Below are 16,426 nucleotides of genomic sequence, written 5' to 3'. Positions count from 1 at the left end.
AAACGAATCCATATTAGGGGTATTTGGTATGCATGAGAATAAATACCTGTATTTTTTAATATCTAGTCGATTAAAAATCTAAAAATATAGGTTGACTAATCGTAAGAAAAAGACCATATCAAAAGCATACTCCGATGTCATTTTGATACAGCCCCATCTATATTCGCTTAATAATTTTAGAAACATAAAGATATTAAAAATTTAATATACCTACAAAACATTACCGTCCTTTATATAATCATAGATCTTATTATCAATTGATTTCTCCATAATCATATTCATCGTAACAACAGGTAGTTCTTTTCCATTTTTATCTTTCATTTCAGTTTGTTCTACACTTGCTTTATCAGGTGTCGCTTTTCCTAAATAGTAAAAGTCGCTTCCCTCGTCATCATCTTTTTTCACAAAAATATGGACGTCAATATTATTTTCTTTAGCATCAATAATTGTTTGAACTTCCTTTGATTTTAATGTTCTATTACTTCTTGTATACCATTTAAGAACATCTTGATTAAGGAATTCATCACCGTAGTCCACACTGGATTCTACCTCATCATTTTTATGGTATGTGATAAATATTGGACAAGTATAGTACTTTGTCTTATAACCATACATAGTTGAGCTCTCGTCATTATGCCAATTTAAAAGTTTACACACATCTTTTCTTGAGTATTTTTTATATACAGTAAGGTTACTATCACACTCATAGTTTTTGCTCTTTTTCCTTGCACTTTTAATAATGTCCATAACCATACGCTTAAAGTATTGATTTTGTTCTAAGCTTTTTCGGATAGAATCATTAAACATATACATCTTATCGTCCTGTAAAGAGAGAATTGGCTTTTCTCCATATTTCTTTTGACTGTTTTGTGAGAAAAACTCTAATTCAAAAATTCGTTGTACTGAAGTAATCGTTTCATCATCTGTTAAGCAATTAGATTCTTCAAGTTGTTTTATATACTCATCCTTATCAACTTTTTCTTGCTTTAATAATAAGTCTAACAAAACGATTTCGTTTTTACGTTTTCCATTCAATACTTCCAATGAAAACATCGTTAAAACTTTATTTTCGTACTCTGTTAATGCAGGGACATCTTCTTTCATTTTCAATAAGAACTGATAATAGTTCGAATATCCTTCTGCAAGTACAACTGGATCAATAGAATGGTTTACTATAAAGTCATATAGATATGGAGTTCTTCCTATTCTATTTTTCAACTCAGCAAAAGCTTCCTTCAATACTTTCATTGCTGTTAAATTACTATTGTTAATCGCTTTAAAGATCTGCTTTTTCGCTATCTCTTCAAAGTTAACTGTTGAAATACCTTTAATATAACTCGTGTCATTTGTATATCTACGTATATTATCTTTATTTTGTGATCTATCTCCTGAAAGGGCAATCGGAATTAAATAGTTATTTTTATAGTTTCCAATAAAATCAATAATCGTAACAAAATCTTTCGAATCGTGTTTTCGAAGTCCACGCCCTAACTGCTGTATAAAGATAATGCTTGATTGAGTTTGTCTCAACATAACAACTTGGTTCACACTCGGAATATCAATACCTTCATTAAAAATATCTACTGTTAAAATATAATCCAGTATGCCATTTTCTAATTGATTCACCCGCAGTTCTCTTTCCTCTTGGGAATGATCGCCGGTTAATGCAAATGTGCGAAAACCTTTTTCATTTAAAGCATGTGATAATTGTTCTGCCTCATCTTTTCGGCTGCAAAACATTAGTCCTGTTACTTTCTCACCAGAAAAACCATAATATTTTACTTTTTCAACTATATGATCTACTCGTTCTTCCGTAACAAGTTTAGATAAAACAGTAGTGTCATCTATCTTTTCACCATTATATTCAAAATCAGTTACTCCAAAATAATGGAAAGGACAAAGCATATCTTCTTCAAGTGCTTCTTGCAATCGAATTTCATAAGCAATGTTGTAATCAAATAGCTCATAAATATTAAAATTATCTGTACGTTCAGGTGTAGCGGTCATTCCCATTAAAAATTTCGGTTTAAAATAATCAATAACTCTATGATAAGAACCAGCACCTGCTTTATGAACTTCATCTATTAAAATATAATCAAATAACCCAGGATCAAATTGCTGTAAATTTTCTTCTTTTGAAATGGTTTGGATCGTCGCAAATAAATATTTAGCATTTATTTGTTTATTTGACCCTGATAAAATTCCAAAGTCCTCATCTATCCCACCAAGAACTTTTTGAAAATCAGATTTCGCTTTATTTAATATTTGCTCTCGGTGAACAATAAATAACATCCGTTTAGGTGCAAAATTTCTGACATCAAATGCTGAAAGATATGTCTTCCCCGTTCCTGTTGCAGAGATAACTAAGCCTTTTTCTTTTCCGGCGTCTCGAATAGCTTGTATTTCTTGTAACGCAGCTTGTTGCATTTTATTTGGGGTAATTTTCAAAGCTTCTTCAATTGAATTGTGATATTGACCAGGTAATTCTATAACTCGATCTAGTAACTTATTTTCTGCAGCTTGCTCATATATTGTTTCGTAATTTGCAATCAACTCTTCGGTTAATACTTGAGAATGCTCCCAAACTTCTTCAAATTGGTTTTTAAAATGCTGTACAATCTCTCCATCTTCATGCGATGTTAACTTAACGTTCCATTCATAGTTTACCTTCAAAGCATGTGCAGTTAGATTTGAACTACCGACAATTAATGAACAATGTGTTTTATTATCAAATATGTATCCCTTTGAATGAAAACCAGATAAGTTTGTTAATCTTACTTCTACATTTTCAAGTTTCATTAATTCTCTAAACACTTTTGGTGTATTAAAATTTAAAAATGTAGATGTTAATATACGTCCTTTAACCCCTTTTTGTTTAAGGTCAAGGAAATGTGATTTTAAAGTCGCCAGTCCACTTTCTGTAATAAAAGCCACTGAGAAAATAAAGGATGTACTGTTTTCAAGCTCCTCCAACAATGAGCTTAAAACATTTTCATTTTTTTTCGTATTATTTACTAATAACTTAGGTTTATATATTCCGGGATGATTATGTTTTTGATCAATAAACCCTTTATATAAAGACCCCTCTAATTTTTGAATAAAATTCTCCATATGATCACCATTTATGACAATTTTTTATATTAATTGTATTACTCACTGATTTAAAGTGCAAATTTATTACAAACATAAAAAACTATCCGTATAAAACGAATAGTTTTTTTAAGATTACTTTACAATCGATTCTTTTGATAATTTCTCAATAGTTGGGATATCCGCAGGTGCCCATTCTAAAGCTGATAGCTCATTCGGATATAACCATTTAATTGCTACATGCTCAGTTAAAACCGGACTTCCTTCAACAAGTTTACAATAAAAAGTTTTCAAATGAACAATACCAAAATCATACTCATAGGCTGTATAATCAATTTGTTCACCAATCTGCACGCTACAATGCATTTCTTCATCAATTTCACGCTTTAACGCCTCTTGAGGTGTTTCTCCCTCTTCTATTTTCCCACCTGGAAATTCCCACATAAGAGGTAGCGATTTAGATGGTCCTCTTTGCGCACATAAAATTTTCTCTTCTTGGACAATTACTGCTCCAACAACATAAATATTTTTCTTCATTATGTCCTCCTTAAATCTCACAGAAACTCTATACTTTATGTTTCCACACTTTATAGACTGAAAAATGCCTTTTATATCTTTTAACGACTAATATATTTTTAATCAGTAAGCTAGATTTTATCTAACCCTATCTAGCCCTTTTAATGTAATTAGCCTAACACTCTCATCTCTTTTATATTATATAGAAGTAACTACAAAAATAAAGCATGATTGACTACTTCCCTCTTAAGCCTCTTTTTCCACCATCTCTTCATACCTAAAATTACTCTCCTCCAAAAACCCCCTAGTCTCCCCACTATCCTTATAATAAGAATTCCAACCCCGCTCCCTCAAAATCCCCTTCCAACTCTCACTCTCCACCATCTTCTTAATCACACCATCCCAATAAGCAACCTCTTCCTCCGTCATATCTTTCGGGCCCATGATTCCTTTCCAGTGCTGGAATATGACGTCGATTCCTTGTTCTTTCCATGTTGGGATTTGTGGTAGTCGGTCTATCCGTTTTGGTGCGGATACGGCTAGTATTTTTATTTTGCCGACTTTGTATTGTTTTTCGGCTTCGGATAGGGTCATGGTTGCGGCGCCTATTTGTTTGTTCGTTAGGGCGTTTATGATTTTTTCTTTGTTGTCGTAGACGAAGAATTGTAGTTCGGCTGGGTTTATGCCGAATGCTTTGCTTACTTGTACGAAGGATAGGTGATCGTCGTTTCCTAGGCCTGGGGCAACGCCGATTTTGAAGCTTTTCTTATTTTGTTTTAGTTGTTCCATTAGTTGTTTTGCGTTTTCTATGTTTGAGTCTTTTGATACGACAACAACTTCCCAGTCCGATGCAAGTGTTGCGAGCGGTGTGAAGTCTTTATATGTTAGTTTACTGTGTCCTAGTAGGTTGTTCGTTATGAGTAAGCTTGAGTTAATCGCCAGTACGTGACCGCCTTTTTGTTTCGTATATTTCCATCCGACGTCACCGCTGCCACCTACTTTGTTTGTAACAGTGATTGGTTTTATGAAGATTTTTTCTTCTGTTAGTGTTTTTTGCATCGCCCGCGCTGTTAAGTCCCAGCCTGCTCCTTGAACGTTCGGCGCAACGATTTCTACTTTGTCGATGTTCACTGTATTCGTATGGGATTTTTCCGAGGAACAACCAGCTATTACTCCTGTCATGATCCATATACATAGTAATAATCGCTTCTTCATAGTCCTCGTCCTATTCGATACTTTCGTTCTGGTCGTCCGATAATGCCATATGTGTATTCTACTGTGCTTTCGTTTGTCGCTACTAAGTATTCTAAATATCTTCTTGCGGTTGTTCTGGAGGCCCCCATTTGTTCTCCCATTTCTTCTATTGTAATGCCCTCTTCGAATCCTTTTATAATCCCTTTCACTTTTTGCAGTGTTAACGGATCAACACCTGTCGGTAAGTTTTTTATGTCTTGTGTTTGCGAAATCCCGAAGAAGTTATCGATGAGTGCTTGATTTATTTCATTGTTACTATGTAATAGTTGCTTCTTTCTTTTATAATCTTCAATTGTACGAACAAATTTTTCTAACGTGACCGGTTTTATAAGGTAGTTGCTTACGCCGTTTCGAATTGCTTTTTCTAACATGTGGTTTTCATTCGCCGCCGTTACCATAATGACGTCAACGCTTGGAAAGTCGGCATGAATTTTTGGTAATAAGTCTGTCCCAATTCCGTCTGGTAAATAATTATCTAATAGAAGTAAATCGATTTCTTCCTTTTGTAGTAGTTCTATCGTTTCTTTTGCATTTAATGCTGTTCCGATTACTTTTACATCCTTTATTTTTAATAAAAACTCCTCTTGAATTTGCGCGACGCGGAAATCATCTTCTGCAATTGCAACCTTCAACATATGTCCATCCCCCTGTTTGTTATGTACTTTCTTTCAATGTTTTCGGAAGGTAAATTGTAAAAATAGCTCCCCCATTTTTCTCGTTTTGAATTTCAATTGTTCCCCCTAGTAGATCTACCATTTCTTTCACGTTTGCTAGTCCGTAACCACGATCATTTCCTTTCGTTGAAAATCCTTTTTGAAAAATAGTCGTGATTTTTTCTGCCGGTATCCCTATCCCACTATCTATCACTTCAAACACAATATCGTGCCCAATATCCGTAACAAAGAAGGACACATTCTTTTCCTCTTGTGTACTCACCGCATCAAATGCATTGTCGATTATGTTTCCAAGAATCGTAATAAGGTGCGAAACTTTTATATGGTCTGGTAACGGATGAAGCGCACTATCTCCTTCAATATGAAAATCAATTTTCTTCTCAGATGCTGTTCCGATTTTCCCTAATAAAATTGCTTGTACTTTTGCATCATGAATTTGATGGAATAAAATATGATTTTGGCTTTGATGAATATTAGATTCTTGCTGGATAAATTCAATTGCTTCTTTGTAATGCCCTAACTGAAGTAATCCTGATAAAACGAAAAGTTTATTTGTAAATTCATGCGTTTGAGCACGTAAGTCCTCTGAATACTTTCTTACCTCTGATATTGTGTTCACTAGATTTTGCAGTTCTGTTTTATCTCTAAAACTACATACAACACCTACCGTACTGTTATTTTCGAGTATCGGCGTCATGTTTAAAATAAACACTTTATCTTGAAACGCAATTTCTTGATCGTTTTCTAGCACTCTTTCCATATGAAATTCTGGTAAAACTTTTGAAATGTGCTGCTGCATATAATCATCATGTACATGAAGCATTTCTTCTGCCGAGGTGTTCATCATCGTAATAAAACCATTTTGATCAATGGCGATAATTCCTTCTTTTATAGATAGTAATATCGCACTTCGCTCCCGGTATAACGCTGCAATTTCATTCGGCTCTAAACCAAGTGTATCTTTACGAATGCTACGCGCTAAAAGAATTCCACCAACAATGCCGGCTATTAATACCGCTAAGGAGAAGAGGATAATTTCTTTCGTTCTACTCAATATGTTAGATTCAATGCCTTTTATTAAAAACTCTACTGTCACAACGCCTACTACTTGATCGTAATCTCCGTTATGAACAATAATAGGTGCTTTCGCCATTAAAGCTGGACCGCTTGTACCATTTCCTTCGAGCGTATAATAACCACCAAAAGTGAGTGCTTCATAGTTATACGGGTTGTTACTCTTTGTTCCAATCAACTCAGAATTAGAATGGGAATACATAACCCCATAGCGATCTTCCACAATTACATAATCCACACCAGCTTGCTCACGAACTTGTTCCGCAATGGATTGGATAGTACTTTTATGTTCGTTATTTTGAAAAGCCTCTTTTATAGCTGGCATAAAAGAAAGAGATTTAGCTGTTTGCAGCGCTAACTGTTCCACTTGGTGCTTCGTATCAACGGACTGAATGTAAACAAATATTCCCGCTAATAGGAGAACAACAAATAAAATTAACGCGATAATTAAGCTTACTATTTTCGTTTGTAATGACACTTTGCGTGATTTTTTCATGCTTCATATCCTTTGATAAAATATTCAAAACTATCAATCTCCTTTTTCTATTATTATGACAAAACTGAAAATGAAGCAACTATTAAAAATATCCATGTTCATAAAGTACAAAAAGAATAAAATTGTCGAAATATTGAGATTTTATTTAAAGAACAGTACAATTCAACTACAATGAACGCGCTTTCGTAATTATTATTTTATTTATAAGCAAGAGGAGGAATTAGTATGGCTCAAGTAAAATCAAACCGAGTCGCCGGCAATATTTTCAAAGGTTCTGTCGGCAATTTAATTGAATGGTACGACTGGTACGTTTACTCTGCTTTCGCTGTTTATTTTTCAGCAGAGTTCTTTCCTAAAGGAGATCCAACGAGTCAGTTACTGAACACAGCAGCTATTTTCGCAGTTGGATTTTTAATGCGCCCTATCGGAAGTTTATTAATGGGACGCTATGCGGATCGGCACGGACGCCGGGCAGCATTAACGCTTTCCATTACGGTTATGGCCGGTGGTTCTTTCATTATCGCCTGTACACCGAGTTACGAAAGTATCGGTATTATGGCCCCTATTATTTTAGTTCTTGCTCGTTTACTTCAAGGGTTGTCACTCGGCGGAGAGTATGGAACTTCCGCAACGTATTTATCTGAAATGGCTAGTAGTGGACGCCGTGGTTTTTATTCAAGTTTCCAATATGTAACGCTCGTTGCTGGACAGATGGTTGCGTTAGGTGTTCAAATTGTTCTTCAGCAATTACTAAGCGAACCAGATATGAAAGCTTGGGGATGGCGTATTCCATTCATTATTGGAGCGATGGGCGCAGTAGCTGTATTATGGCTTCGCCGCACGATGGATGAGTCGGAGCAGTTCTCAAACATAAAATCACAAAAACGCGAAAGCGCAGGAACCGTTCGTGCACTTATGAAACACCCGAAAGCAGTATTAACAGTAGTCGGCCTAACATTAGGAGGTACTGTTGCATTTTATACGTACACAACATATTTACAAAAGTTCATGGTAAACACAGTCGGCCTTCCGAAAGAAGTTGTAAGCTGGATTAACTTTGTCGCACTACTTATTTTCGTCGTACTTCAACCGATTGCAGGGCTACTATCCGATAAAATCGGACGACGCCCACTATTAATGGCTTTCGGTATTCTCGGAACATTACTAACAGCGCCGATCTTCTTCTTCATGGAAAAAACGACAGAACCAATCGTAGCATTTTTACTCATGATGGTCGGTCTCATTATCGTTACTGGTTACACTTCCATTAACGCAATTGTAAAAGCAGAACTCTTCCCAACTGAAATTCGCGCACTTGGCGTAGGTTTACCATATGCACTAACAGTTGCGATATTCGGCGGAACAGCTGAGTTCATCGCATTATGGCTAAAAAGTATTGGTATGGAATCACTATTCTACTTCTACGTAGCTGGATGTATCGCGATAAGCTTTATTACGTATTGGCGTATGGATGAGTCATCGAAAACTTCGCAGATTGAGGCGGAGCTTGGTGGTGGGGATAGTTTAGTTAATAATAAATCTAGTTAAAATTATGTATTCTAGTATCTTCGTTTATTTGAAAAAGCATAATTCACTAATATGCAATTTAAAAACCTCTACTTATATGTAGAGGTTTTTGTATGACGAAAAAACACGTAGTTCCATTGTTATTTTACAAACCCAGCTTCTGTTCGATATAGTGACAGCACATAATTTGAAGTTTAAATAACGATGTCTTGATAACCAACTTCTACAACTTGCTCATTTTCAAATTTCACCCCGACACCGTCCTCTTCCCAGGTACAATTGAATATTAATCCAACTCTTCTAATTCCATCTTCAAAATCTGGTAATATAATTAACCCAACAGGTTCCACCAATTTTCCTAGTTCTTGAATGGTTGTTATAATCGGCGCTATTTTATCAGCAGATTCATCACCTACCATATCTCTATATTCCATATATTCTTCTTTATAATACTCGAATATTGCTTGTTCAGCTTCTTTTGTAAGTTTGTTTATATCAGTAATGAACTTCCTATATGCTTCTTCTTGAACTTTAGGAATTAAATCATCTTCTTCTCCATCAATAGTTAAAGAAACTATTTTTTCCTGCCCAAAAATAGTTATCTTTTGTTGTCCGCTCCAATATAAATCGTGAACAATTTCACCAAATAATTCATGGTTTATTTTTTTCATAATTTTATTCTCCTGAATTTTTTCTCGATAACCAATTACGCCCATATTCCCCGAATAAAAAAAATAAACTCATGTTAAACTTTTCTTATTCTTTAGGAACACAGCTATTACATTTCCATTCTTATCAATAACTACTCTCAAATTGTTAATACGCCTTCAATTAGCTGTAGCACCAATAGATTCTTTGAAGGTTTGTCCGTAACAAATAGCATGATTATATATTTAGAAAATAAATATTATAGTCACCCAAAATAAAAAGCGTGAGCTATTGGACCCACGCTTAAGAAGCATTTTAGTTTAAATGTTTTTATAAAAGTTAATTTTTTAGTTATTATTTTTATACATTTTTTGTGCTTGTCCCCAAACCTCAATTAAATCTCTAAGTTCATAAGAGGCAAATAAATGATTAAAAAGTTGTAACCCCTACTATAAGAAATACTATTATTACCAAAGGAAGAATGATAATCATAAAGGATATTATTATTGTTAATAATGCTTTCCATGCTGAAAATTGGTGTGCTTCTCCTAAACATTTTAAGGAAATAATGATTGTCCAAATTGCAATAACTATATCAATTATGGCAAAAATAAGAAACAAAATCGTTAAAGTTATGCTACTATCCATTTTCGGTGTCTCACTCGTAAAGTTTTCTATCCCAAACAAGAAAAATGAAGGCAACCAAACTAATATAAGAGAATAAACGTAAGGGATATAAGAATAGGCAACTGAGTAACGTGTTTTTTCAAAGGTACCTTGTCCACCAAGTTTTTTTGCTACCCAATTAAATAACGCTGGTAGCAAAAAATAATAAATTAAGAAAGCAACGAAGGTACCGAATATAACCATTGAGATTATTGAAACTGGACTACTTATTGAATCCCCCATATTTTTAGAAGATGCTCGATCTAAAGTCTGTACGAATGAGCCTAGTAAAATGAGTAAAAACACATTCTTAGGTTTGGATATAAAAATTTCTTTCATTGTATCACGTGGTTTTGTCCAAATGGAGAACCAAGGATTAAGTGCACGTTTAAATTGATTTTCTGAAGTTTCCATAAAAAACATTTCCCTTTCTTAAAACATATTAAATATAAATCCCTAATTATCCCAGTTATCTATATAGAAATATTAAAGCATAAATAGTCGATTATTTAAATATAAACATTCAATTATTTAATTTCATCTGAAACTCAGGCGGAGTGCTTCTTAGCAATTACCTCTATATTGTCTTGTATTTTTAACTATGGGCTGAGTAGTTACTTTCATTTTGAGTACCTCACATTCTTTAATACATTGGATAAACAGTTATAATCTTATCATTAATAAGAACAAACCTAATTTCCATTCCTTCAGATGTTTTACTAGAATATAATCTTCCTCTTATACATCTTTTATTGCTATAAGCCTCGTGAATGGCTTCCATAAGAAGAATGCGATTATATACTTGAAATGCAACAAATTCTCTTTAAAAGCCTATACGTATTTTCCCTCCATCTTCTATATGCTTCCGTAAATAATAATACTTATGGAGTTCTATAATCATATAAAACAAACCAAACGAAAATACTGTGCATGCACACATAAATACAATCGCACCCATCTGTTGTGTTGCAATGCTAAGAATTATATTAGCAATTAACTGCCCCGATCCCGCTGCAATAGCTGCTACTTTTACACCACCAGTTCCTTTCGATGATTTTGATTTTTTTCTTGGTTCCTGAAGCTTTTCAATATGATTTTTATAAAAATGATACAAAGCGAAACTATACAAACCAAATGAAAGAATAAAATAGATGGGAGTTTGTAATTGTAACACTTCATAAGCATATTTTTGAGTTATAACCAATAATCCGACTGAACATATGGCGCCATATACTCCTAGAAATAGAGTGTATTGTAACTGTCGTTTCCGAGGATTGATAGCAATCAATATCGCCCACAAATTTAAAAAAATAACTGGAGGAGTTACTATATATACATAGAGTAATCGAAAAGGATTCGCAAAAGCAGGCAAAAGAACAAACACATCCGCCCCCAAAAGGACAAGACCAATTACGTGGACTCTTATTTCATTTACAGGATAAAGAGCCATATAATGTGCAAAAGCTTTCTTATTAAAATCTATACTTTTTTTCATGTTAATTAGACCACCCTGCTACTGTTGACCAAGTTTTTTTCGCGCTCGTTTTCACCATATCCTTAATACTATCATCTTCACCATCACCATCTAAATCAACATCCCATTTTACACCTTCTGTGAAATATTATTCCCTTCTCGAAAAGAAGATCACCCCATTAATAAGATCTAGGCTTATCAAAAATTTCAAAAAGCCGGAGATTTTGCCGGTATCGAATCTATTAGGACTCACACCATGCGCAAAACCTTCGGCTATTGGTTCTATAAATAAACAAAAGATGTCGCTATGTTGTAAGAAATACTCAATCATAGCACCTCACAAATTACACTTAAATATATTGGCATCAGTAAGGAAGAAAAAGATAGTGTACTAGATACGTTTTGTATTTAATTCAATTGTAATAAAAAACTATATTTTCAACAATTTCTCACGTAATATCAATTCATTTTCAGTCATGTAACCTCTGTGTAATTCTTCTACAATCTTATCGCAATTAAAGCATAATACTTTTTCATCACCTAAATAACCAACTGGATAAGGAACACCTACATAGTCAAAATCACGTTTATCTGCTGAAATAACCATTCTTCCGATAATCATAATGATTGGTTCTACACCTTTTAGTTTAACAACTGAGCCAATAGGTAATAGTTTCATTTATTTGCTCTCCTTTTTCTTTTTATATCTGAATATAAATTCTAAAATAATTATAAAAGCAAATCCAATAGATAATTGAATGACTGTAAAAAGGATTTTTTCTTTTGAAGAAGCTTCAGGTAAATTACATATTACTACAAGGGGAATAAGTACCCCAACAATGGTAAGAATCCTTAACAATTTATTCATATTTTGAATTCCCCTATCACATAGGTAATATCATTTCTTGTTAAATTTACTATGTACCAGTTCAAAAAATTTATTTGCACCAAGTGAAATTGCACCAATAATAAGAACCCCAATAATAAAATAAATCTTTTTAAATAAACTGTAAGGAGATAAAATAGCAACTACAAGAAGTATTATAATTGCAACGAATGTGACTAATTTTCCAACTTTAAATGCTTGCATATCAGCTTTCCTCTTTCTTTGGTTTTTCAAATTTGATAAATCCTCCAAGGCCAAACTCTTCCCCGAAGTATCCCCCGGTTTCAGCTCCAAGCTTTACTTTATAACCGAATGTACCTAATCCTAATTCCCCTTTTGCTATTACATCATGGTCTCCTATAAATGGAACGAAATCTGGGATATGAAAAAGATTTAACTCTGCTTCATATTTGTTAGCAGTAAGTTCCGATGCAATTTTTAATGTATATTGATCCACACCTGTTGTAAAGTTTGCTTCGCCAAACTTTTGAGTAATGGTTAACTCTTGCGGAGTAAACCTAATAGGTCCAATGGGCCCAATAAAAGTAGTAATTGGAACCTTTATTTTTGTTATTTTAAAGGAGTTTTCTAAAGCAGATCCCTCTATTTTTGCTCCAATAATATTTCCAGCCATTAAATCATCTTTAGCAGCATCAAAAGAAAAAGGCACATTTACATCTATTTTTCCAGATAAAGCTTTCATGTTCCACTCGCTGTTATTACCAAGAGGCTCCTTACCATCAATCACAGAACCTTCTAAAACTCCTCCAACACGATCTCCATCTTTCCATTCTGCTTTACCTGTAAAATATTTAATGTTATCCTTATCATCTTTTTTAGTTCCTGCCTGTGCTATTTTATCAGCTTCATGAGTTTTCTTTTCTGTAATTTTTTGAATAGATGTTGTCCATCCCATGTTCAATACTTGCGTACTAAATGTACCGCTGACAACACTAAACCCTTTCCCACTTTGGACTTCCGCAAGACCTGCAGCAATACTCGCTGCTAATTGAATTGCTGTACTATAATTATTACTAGAGGTCTGATTGAATTGATACAAATGATCCAGCTTTTCTTGCAGTTTTTGCCTCATAACAATAAAAAGATTTACCATGGCATCCATACCCGGAATTGGCATAGCTTGATTGACAGCTTCCATACTTGTTTTCATTCGGTCAATTTCTCGAATTTGTTCTAACACTTCTTGTTCAATAACATCAGTTGAAGCTACCTGTGATTGAAATTGACTTGGAAAGGCATTATTCTGACGGATTAGTTCTTCACATAAGTAAATAATTCCTTGTGCTAGAGGACGAAAAGTTTGTACAAAAAATGATTTTGCACTGCTATATGTTTGCCCCTGTAACACAGTATCAGTTGCAAAGGCATCAATTGACTGAATGACTTGTTCCATACCTTGAATAGTAGCGTTACATACAGCATTCATACTTTGAGTTTGGCCTTGTACTTCTCCTAAATACATATTTAAGCTCATGCATTGACCTCCCTCGCTAATTGTTGTTGTTGATAGGAAAGGTCGTTTTCTAAATCACTAAGGTTTCGTCTTTCTTTAAGCAACGTTTCTTTTTGGTTTTCTAATTCAAATGTGACTTTTCGTTCAATATGTTGTGCCTCTTGATATGTATTCATAAAAAACTGAGACATTTCTCTATCACCATGCCAAGTTCCTAAAATTCGATCAAACAAACGATGGTTTCGACCTCTCCATTCATAAAAATCTGCTTCCGCTTGCTCCTGAATGTGAATCGCGAATTGATTTCGGTCCTGTTCTTCAAATACATTTCGTAACTTTTGATTTACTTGATTAATTTGTTTTTCAATATCTTGGCTCATCTTTTTCCTCCTACTATTTTACTTTACGTAGGTTGTCACATTAGCGAAAAGTGTTGTGAAGTTCGTTATCCATTCTCTCAAATTCATTAGATACCGAATGAATATTATCAACCGCTTGTTGAAAGGCAGCGGAAAATTGTTTCGTCAAGTCTAAAACTTGCTGATTCGCTTCTTGTGCTTTGAAGTTAACAGATAATGTTGTACGCGTCGCTTTTGTTATAGAACGACTTGTTGCACTTTGAATCCTATCAGAGGCTGATCCCATTTTCGTAGCAATTTGCGTTGCTGTTTGTAAATTACTTTGAAATTGTCCCATTCTTTCAAACCCTTTCTATAAGTTTTCCAGACGCACCAAAGAAATCTCATTAAATATATATCCCTATCAATATCACTCGCTAGGCATGCAATCAAATGAGCCATACAATATAAGCTGTATGGCTCATTTGAAATACTTGTTATATAGAGTAAAACAATTTTTATTTCAAACCGAAATTACGTGATAATTCTTCATCATGAGAAGCAACAGCCTCTGCAGTTTTATTAAGCTGCATATTAATTTCTTGTAATAGCTGTGCAAAGTTTTGTACCTTTGGCTTTAATTGATTGAACTGTTGGTCAAAACCTTCAAAAGCACGTCCTTCCCATTCTCCTCTTAATTCATTTTGCAAGTTTTGTAGTTGACTTAAAATGTCCTCAATTTGATTTGCACCTTGTCCATATCGAGCCGCTTTCGATTTAAGCTCCTCTGGTGACATACGAATTTGTCCAGCCATTTTCATTTCCCCTTTAATACATAATGAGCAAAATATTTATTGGTTAATTTTACTAAACACATTATAATCTATTATTCTGAACTTTTAAACGTTTTATCTTTCTATTGAATATTAGAATATGAATATTCAATTCTAATCGTTAAATATCCTACTTTTTCTAGCTTTACAAGATTTCATGCAAAAAAGACCACCAAAAGGCAGTCCCTCAAAACTCAATCCCATCCCACGCTCCACTACTTTCTCATACAAATAATTCGCAACGATAGTATCTACTACAGCCAAACCAACTGATTTGAAAATAGTAATCTCTTCATCATTTTCGTGACCAGCTTTTCCCCCTTATAATTTAACCAATTTCGGCGTGGAGATTGCTAGTTTTATCAAAATTTGAAGATTACCTGTTTCTAGATCCTATTCAATTAAGCAATCCTACAAATGCCTCTTCTTCCTCATCTATAAAACCTACAAATATAATTCCTTCAATATCCTCATGATTAAATACAAATGTATAATCAGGATTCATGTATCCTTCTGGATAAAAACAGCCAATATAGTCATACATCACAAGTTCTTTAATCCCAAGTTTTTGTTTTCTTCCATAGTTATTTATGTGAATTCAGCTCGTTTTTTTGTTTTGGGTGAAAAAATTTTTAACTTGATAGCAATGTGGTGCTGCACCTATTAGGCAAATTCGACAAAGAAAAGATACCCAAAGGTGCCTTCCTCCCACTTGAACCATCTTAATTTTATTGTGTTGTTATTATATAAGAAAAGAAGACATCACTTAAGATGTCTTCTTTTCTTGTACACTTGGTGTTAAGAAGGTATTTATTGCTTAAAAACCATAAAAAAATATAACAATCATCGAGTAAACCTATTATAGCATCAATAAATAGAGTTTTTATATGCATTTTTACATATATATAGATTTATTTATGTTTTATCTATATAGTTAAATTGTCTGTTTCTTGTTTTAATTCGTTTGTTTATTTTGAGTGCTCCAGCAATGGAGCCTTTTTTATGCAATAAAACATTTTCTTAGCATTACTTAGTTGATCTATATTAACTTTACCCTCTTAAATTATATCTATATTTTACCAAACAATTATGTAGATAACCAGTTTTTTCTAATAATCTAGTGGATTGATAATTTTAATGGTAGTTATTAATACTTACAGGAAAATTCAGTATGCAATGGAAATTGAGAAATCAAGAATTATAAAAAACTTATAGTATCTTTTGTAAAAGTATATTTATAATTCGTATATTAATATGTTATAATTTAATTTCTAAAACTACCAAAAAAGGACTGCCAGTAATGAACTGAACCCAAAAAATTAGACAAATATATTAAGCAGCTACTAAGGATTGAACTCTGTATTACACAGGGGACAATCCTTTTAGTTTTGTTTTAATTCTTTTGTGATTGTAGTAATGAATATAAGTTTCTAGTTCTTGCTTAAATTGTTCCATACTTTCAAACTCTTTAAGATA

17 protein-coding genes and 3 pseudogenes are annotated in these 16,426 nt (G+C 33.6%); 2 read left to right on the top strand and 18 right to left on the bottom strand.

Annotated features, from left to right (window positions below; translation table 11 throughout):
• Positions 1 to 210: 210 nt before the first annotated feature.
• From ACS2CR_RS29355 to ACS2CR_RS29335, 5 genes are all read right to left on the bottom strand, one after another.
• Positions 211 to 3,111, bottom strand: a complete 2,901-nt coding sequence (locus ACS2CR_RS29355; RefSeq protein WP_000427028.1) for a DUF3427 domain-containing protein — start codon at positions 3,109 to 3,111, stop codon at positions 211 to 213.
• A 114-nt stretch (positions 3,112 to 3,225) separates the two neighbouring features.
• Positions 3,226 to 3,627, bottom strand: coding sequence for a (deoxy)nucleoside triphosphate pyrophosphohydrolase (locus ACS2CR_RS29350; protein WP_000739615.1), 402 nt, complete (start codon positions 3,625 to 3,627; stop codon positions 3,226 to 3,228).
• A gap of 225 nt (positions 3,628 to 3,852) precedes the next feature.
• Positions 3,853 to 4,821 (bottom strand): tripartite tricarboxylate transporter substrate binding protein, encoded by a 969-nt coding sequence (locus tag ACS2CR_RS29345; protein ID WP_153602869.1) that lies wholly within the window; start codon positions 4,819 to 4,821, stop codon positions 3,853 to 3,855.
• Positions 4,818 to 5,495 (bottom strand): response regulator, encoded by a 678-nt coding sequence (locus tag ACS2CR_RS29340; protein ID WP_153602870.1) that lies wholly within the window; start codon positions 5,493 to 5,495, stop codon positions 4,818 to 4,820. The genes ACS2CR_RS29345 and ACS2CR_RS29340 overlap by 4 nt, the downstream gene beginning before the upstream one ends.
• A gap of 19 nt (positions 5,496 to 5,514) precedes the next feature.
• On the bottom strand, positions 5,515 to 7,104 hold the full coding sequence (locus ACS2CR_RS29335) for an ATP-binding protein (RefSeq protein WP_153602871.1): 1,590 nt from the start codon (positions 7,102 to 7,104) through the stop codon (positions 5,515 to 5,517).
• 225 nt (positions 7,105 to 7,329) lie between these two features.
• On the opposite strand from ACS2CR_RS29335, the gene ACS2CR_RS29330 reads away from it, so the two are divergent.
• On the top strand, positions 7,330 to 8,652 hold the full coding sequence (locus ACS2CR_RS29330) for an MFS transporter (RefSeq protein ID WP_000079853.1): 1,323 nt from the start codon (positions 7,330 to 7,332) through the stop codon (positions 8,650 to 8,652).
• A gap of 173 nt (positions 8,653 to 8,825) precedes the next feature.
• Here the strand turns inward: ACS2CR_RS29330 and ACS2CR_RS29325 are convergent, their stop codons facing one another.
• The 3 genes from ACS2CR_RS29325 to ACS2CR_RS29315 form a co-directional block, all read right to left on the bottom strand.
• Entirely contained in the window at positions 8,826 to 9,302 is a 477-nt protein-coding gene (locus ACS2CR_RS29325) for a DUF6985 domain-containing protein (protein WP_000723511.1), read from the bottom strand.
• Positions 9,303 to 9,708: 406 nt separating this feature from the next.
• Positions 9,709 to 10,359: a Yip1 family protein gene (locus ACS2CR_RS29320; protein ID WP_153602872.1), complete on the bottom strand. Its 651-nt coding sequence runs from the start codon at positions 10,357 to 10,359 to the stop codon at positions 9,709 to 9,711.
• Positions 10,360 to 10,768: 409 nt separating this feature from the next.
• Positions 10,769 to 11,440 (bottom strand): hypothetical protein, encoded by a 672-nt coding sequence (locus ACS2CR_RS29315; RefSeq protein WP_016109326.1) that lies wholly within the window; start codon positions 11,438 to 11,440, stop codon positions 10,769 to 10,771.
• Positions 11,441 to 11,567: 127 nt separating this feature from the next.
• Between ACS2CR_RS29315 and ACS2CR_RS29310 the strand changes: the two are divergent.
• Positions 11,568 to 11,831, top strand: a pseudogene (locus ACS2CR_RS29310) (tyrosine-type recombinase/integrase); the annotation flags it as partial.
• An 18-nt stretch (positions 11,832 to 11,849) separates the two neighbouring features.
• On the opposite strand, the gene ACS2CR_RS29305 reads toward ACS2CR_RS29310, so the two are convergent.
• The 10 genes and pseudogenes from ACS2CR_RS29305 to ACS2CR_RS29260 all read right to left on the bottom strand — a co-directional run.
• Positions 11,850 to 12,098, bottom strand: coding sequence for a DUF4176 domain-containing protein (locus tag ACS2CR_RS29305; RefSeq protein WP_000771613.1), 249 nt, complete (start codon positions 12,096 to 12,098; stop codon positions 11,850 to 11,852).
• Positions 12,099 to 12,287, bottom strand: a complete 189-nt coding sequence (locus ACS2CR_RS29300; protein ID WP_097999439.1) for a hypothetical protein — start codon at positions 12,285 to 12,287, stop codon at positions 12,099 to 12,101.
• A 30-nt stretch (positions 12,288 to 12,317) separates the two neighbouring features.
• Positions 12,318 to 12,509, bottom strand: a complete 192-nt coding sequence (locus tag ACS2CR_RS29295; RefSeq protein ID WP_001147556.1) for a hypothetical protein — start codon at positions 12,507 to 12,509, stop codon at positions 12,318 to 12,320.
• A gap of 1 nt (position 12,510) precedes the next feature.
• A complete protein-coding gene (locus tag ACS2CR_RS29290; RefSeq protein WP_153602873.1) occupies positions 12,511 to 13,800 on the bottom strand; it encodes a T7SS effector LXG polymorphic toxin in 1,290 nt (429 codons plus the stop codon).
• The gene (locus ACS2CR_RS29285) at positions 13,797 to 14,159 is read right to left on the bottom strand and encodes a DUF3958 family protein (protein WP_000076114.1); all 363 of its coding nucleotides are present in this window, start codon (positions 14,157 to 14,159) and stop codon (positions 13,797 to 13,799) included. Before ACS2CR_RS29285 ends, ACS2CR_RS29290 begins: the two co-directional genes overlap by 4 nt.
• A gap of 40 nt (positions 14,160 to 14,199) precedes the next feature.
• On the bottom strand, positions 14,200 to 14,475 hold the full coding sequence (locus tag ACS2CR_RS29280; protein WP_000529667.1) for a TIGR04197 family type VII secretion effector: 276 nt from the start codon (positions 14,473 to 14,475) through the stop codon (positions 14,200 to 14,202).
• A gap of 160 nt (positions 14,476 to 14,635) precedes the next feature.
• Positions 14,636 to 14,932, bottom strand: a complete 297-nt coding sequence (locus tag ACS2CR_RS29275; protein WP_000918591.1) for a WXG100 family type VII secretion target — start codon at positions 14,930 to 14,932, stop codon at positions 14,636 to 14,638.
• Positions 14,933 to 15,148: 216 nt separating this feature from the next.
• Positions 15,149 to 15,271: pseudogene (locus ACS2CR_RS29270) on the bottom strand (ornithine cyclodeaminase family protein); the annotation flags it as partial.
• 76 nt (positions 15,272 to 15,347) lie between these two features.
• Positions 15,348 to 15,533: pseudogene (locus ACS2CR_RS29265) on the bottom strand (DUF4176 domain-containing protein); the annotation flags it as partial.
• A 779-nt stretch (positions 15,534 to 16,312) separates the two neighbouring features.
• Positions 16,313 to 16,426, bottom strand: a 114-nt coding sequence (locus tag ACS2CR_RS29260; protein WP_438906115.1) for an IS3 family transposase, incomplete at its 5' end; no start/stop codon positions are given.

This window comes from Bacillus cereus group sp. BceL291 (assembly GCF_051776705.1).
Taxonomy (GTDB): domain Bacteria; phylum Bacillota; class Bacilli; order Bacillales; family Bacillaceae_G; genus Bacillus_A; species Bacillus_A cereus.
Note: the sequence above shows the minus strand (reverse complement) of the source record. Positions and strands in the feature narration are given on the sequence as shown.

Coding starts and splice junctions, on each gene's coding strand:
- ACS2CR_RS29355 (WP_000427028.1), bottom strand. CDS start 3,111: ATGGAGAATTTTATTCAAAAATTAGAGGGGTCTTTATATAAAGGGTTT.
- ACS2CR_RS29350 (WP_000739615.1), bottom strand. CDS start 3,627: ATGAAGAAAAATATTTATGTTGTTGGAGCAGTAATTGTCCAAGAAGAG.
- ACS2CR_RS29345 (WP_153602869.1), bottom strand. CDS start 4,821: ATGAAGAAGCGATTATTACTATGTATATGGATCATGACAGGAGTAATA.
- ACS2CR_RS29340 (WP_153602870.1), bottom strand. CDS start 5,495: ATGTTGAAGGTTGCAATTGCAGAAGATGATTTCCGCGTCGCGCAAATT.
- ACS2CR_RS29335 (WP_153602871.1), bottom strand. CDS start 7,104: ATGAAAAAATCACGCAAAGTGTCATTACAAACGAAAATAGTAAGCTTA.
- ACS2CR_RS29330 (WP_000079853.1), top strand. CDS start 7,330: ATGGCTCAAGTAAAATCAAACCGAGTCGCCGGCAATATTTTCAAAGGT.
- ACS2CR_RS29325 (WP_000723511.1), bottom strand. CDS start 9,302: ATGAAAAAAATAAACCATGAATTATTTGGTGAAATTGTTCACGATTTA.
- ACS2CR_RS29320 (WP_153602872.1), bottom strand. CDS start 10,359: ATGGAAACTTCAGAAAATCAATTTAAACGTGCACTTAATCCTTGGTTC.
- ACS2CR_RS29315 (WP_016109326.1), bottom strand. CDS start 11,440: ATGAAAAAAAGTATAGATTTTAATAAGAAAGCTTTTGCACATTATATG.
- ACS2CR_RS29305 (WP_000771613.1), bottom strand. CDS start 12,098: ATGAAACTATTACCTATTGGCTCAGTTGTTAAACTAAAAGGTGTAGAA.
- ACS2CR_RS29300 (WP_097999439.1), bottom strand. CDS start 12,287: ATGAATAAATTGTTAAGGATTCTTACCATTGTTGGGGTACTTATTCCC.
- ACS2CR_RS29295 (WP_001147556.1), bottom strand. CDS start 12,509: ATGCAAGCATTTAAAGTTGGAAAATTAGTCACATTCGTTGCAATTATA.
- ACS2CR_RS29290 (WP_153602873.1), bottom strand. CDS start 13,800: ATGAGCTTAAATATGTATTTAGGAGAAGTACAAGGCCAAACTCAAAGT.
- ACS2CR_RS29285 (WP_000076114.1), bottom strand. CDS start 14,159: ATGAGCCAAGATATTGAAAAACAAATTAATCAAGTAAATCAAAAGTTA.
- ACS2CR_RS29280 (WP_000529667.1), bottom strand. CDS start 14,475: ATGGGACAATTTCAAAGTAATTTACAAACAGCAACGCAAATTGCTACG.
- ACS2CR_RS29275 (WP_000918591.1), bottom strand. CDS start 14,932: ATGGCTGGACAAATTCGTATGTCACCAGAGGAGCTTAAATCGAAAGCG.